The organism is Dyadobacter sp. HNCC25DJ187 (assembly GCF_056895255.1).
Window position 1 is genome coordinate 1 of the sequence record NZ_JBXHAT010000008.1, and the last position, 2,982, is coordinate 2,982.

Genomic DNA, 2,982 nt, shown 5'->3' on the forward strand with positions numbered 1-2,982 from the left:
GAAGTAGAATAGAGATAAGATTAAGAGATTAATTTTTGTAAGTGAATTAAGGGCGCATGGGGGATACCTAGGCTCTCAGAGGCGATGAAGGACGTGATAAGCTGCGATAAGCCACGGGGATCAGCACATATGACTTGATCCGTGGATTTCCGAATGGGGCAACCCAGTACCATGAAGTGGTATTACCCTACGGGGGGCAAACGTGGGGAACTGAAACATCTAAGTACCCATAGGAGGAGAAAATAATAATGATTCCGCAAGTAGTGGCGAGCGAACGCGGAGGAGCCCAAACCAGTGTGGTTACGGCCATGCTGGGGTTGTAGGACTCACCGAGTGTATAATGATTGAACTGGAATGGCGTGGGAAAGCCAACCGCAGAGGGTGAGAGTCCCGTACAGGTAAGAGAGTTATATGAGTGAGTATCCTGAGTAAGTGGGGACCGGAGAAATCCCCTCTGAATCTGGCGGCACCATCCGCCAAGGCTAAATACTCCTGAGAGACCGATAGTGAACGAGTACCGTGAGGGAAAGGTGAAAAGTACCGCGAGCAGCGGGGTGAAATAGAACTTGAAACCATGCGCTTACAAGCGGAGGGAGCGTAAGTGACCTCGTGCCTTTTGCATAATGAGCCTACGAGTTACGGTTACTGGCAAGGTTAATGTTTGAAGAACAGGAGCCGAAGCGAAAGCGAGTCTGAAATGGGCGATTAGTCAGTGGCTGTAGACGCGAAACTTGGTGATCTACCCTTGGTCAGGTTGAAGCGCTGGTAACACATCGTGGAGGACCGAACCGGTAAACGTTGAAAAGTTTTCGGATGAACTGAGGGTAGGGGTGAAAGGCCAATCAAACTGAGAAATAGCTCGTACTCCCCGAAATGTTTTTAGGAACAGCGTCGTGGTTGAGTCATGTTCAGGTAGAGCTACTGATAGGGCTAGGGGGAGTCAAATCCTACCAAACTCTGACAAACTCCGAATGGGGCATGATATACACGGCAGTGAGGGCTGGGGTGCTAAGGTCCCAGTCCGAGAGGGGAACAACCCAGAGCATCAGCTAAGGTCCCAAAATATATGCTAAGTTGAACTAAGGGGGTCCGACTGCAGAGACAGCCAGGATGTTAGCTTGGAAGCAGCTATACATTTAAAGAGTGCGTAACAGCTCACTGGTCGAGCGGGGCGGGCATCGATAATAAACGGGCATCAAGCATATTACCGAAGCTATGCGATAGTAATTTATTACGATCGGTAGGGGAGCATTCTCACAGGGGTGAAGGTTTGGCGTAAGCTGAGCTGGACTGGTGAGAAAAGCAAATGTAGGCATAAGTAACGATAATGCGGATGAGAAATCCGCACACCGAAAGACTAAGGATTCCTCCGCTATGCTAATCAACGGAGGGTTAGGCGGGGCCTAAGGTATAGCCGAAGGGCGAATATCGATGGACAGCAGGTTAATATTCCTGCCCTTGCGGTCAGTGTGAAGAAATGACGGAGTATTGTGGTATGTACGTACTGACGGAATAGTGCGTTGAGCGGATCCTACGGGAGAAGCGAACATACGAAAACGCTTCCAAGAAAAGTTTCTGAAACATCAGCTGATTGCAACTCGTACCGTAAACCGACACAGGTAGTCGAGAAGAATATTCTAAGGTGCTCGAGTGAATCACGGCTAAGGAACTCGGCAAATTAACCCTGTAACTTCGGGAGAAGGGGAGCCTCCTCGCAAGAGAGGCCGCAGAGAAATGGCCCAGGCGACTGTTTAGCAAAAACACAGGGCTCTGCCAAAACGCAAGTTGACGTATAGGGCCTGACACCTGCCCGGTGCTGGAAGGTTAAGAGGGGATGTCATCGCAAGAGAAGCATTGAATCGAAGCCCCAGTAAACGGCGGCCGTAACTATAACGGTCCTAAGGTAGCGAAATTCCTTGTCGGGTAAGTTCCGACCTGCACGAATGGTGTAACGATCTGGGCACTGTCTCGGCCGTGAGCTCGGTGAAATTGTAGTAGCGGTGAAGATGCCGCTTACCCGCCACGGGACGGAAAGACCCCGTGCACCTTTACTATAGCTTTGCATTGTTTTCGGGTCAGGGATGTGTAGGATAGGTGGGAGGCTATGAAGTTGTGTCGCCAGGCATGATGGAGCCAACGTTGAAATACCACCCTTCGCTGGCCTGGGATCTAACTGCTCAATGAGCAGGACCGTGCATGGTGGGTAGTTTGACTGGGGTGGTCGCCTCCAAAAGTGTAACGGAGGCTTCCAAAGGTCTGCTCAACACGCTTGGTAACCGTGTGTGGAGTGCAATAGTACAAGCAGGCTTGACTGTGAGACCGACGGGTCGAGCAGGTGGGAAACCAGGGTATAGTGATCCGGTGGTTCTGTATGGAAGGGCCATCGCTCAAAGGATAAAAGGTACGCCGGGGATAACAGGCTGATCTCCCCCAAGAGCTCACATCGACGGGGAGGTTTGGCACCTCGATGTCGGCTCGTCACATCCTGGGGCTGGAGAAGGTCCCAAGGGTTCGGCTGTTCGCCGATTAAAGTGGCACGCGAGCTGGGTTCAGAACGTCGTGAGACAGTTCGGTCCCTATCTGTGGTGGGCGTAGGAAGATTGACGGGGGCTGCCTTTAGTACGAGAGGACCGAGGTGGACCCACCGCTGGTGAATCGGTTGTCACGCCAGTGGCATGGCCGAGTAGCTATGTGGGGAATAGATAAGCGCTGAAAGCATCTAAGTGCGAAACTAGCCCGAAGATGAATCTTCCACATAAGGGTCGTTGTAGACTACGACGTTGATAGGCTGCAGGTGTATGTATAGAAATATATTCAGCCGAGCAGTACTAATTACCCAACAGCTTACATATTACAATTAAACTTTTATTGTCTCTATTCTACTTCCAATATGACATGAAATTCCTATGTGTAGTGAAGTGCCTTAATCAGCACACAACACCTGGAATAACTCAAAGAGCTTGTTGGTGACTATTGGTCCGG

At 50.6% G+C, this 2,982-nt stretch carries 1 rRNA gene; it reads left to right on the plus strand.

Annotated elements, in window-relative coordinates:
* Window positions 1-34: 34 nt before the first annotated feature.
* Window positions 35-2,853 (plus strand): 23S ribosomal RNA (locus AC1XUE_RS25745).
* Window positions 2,854-2,982: the final 129 nt, after the last annotated feature.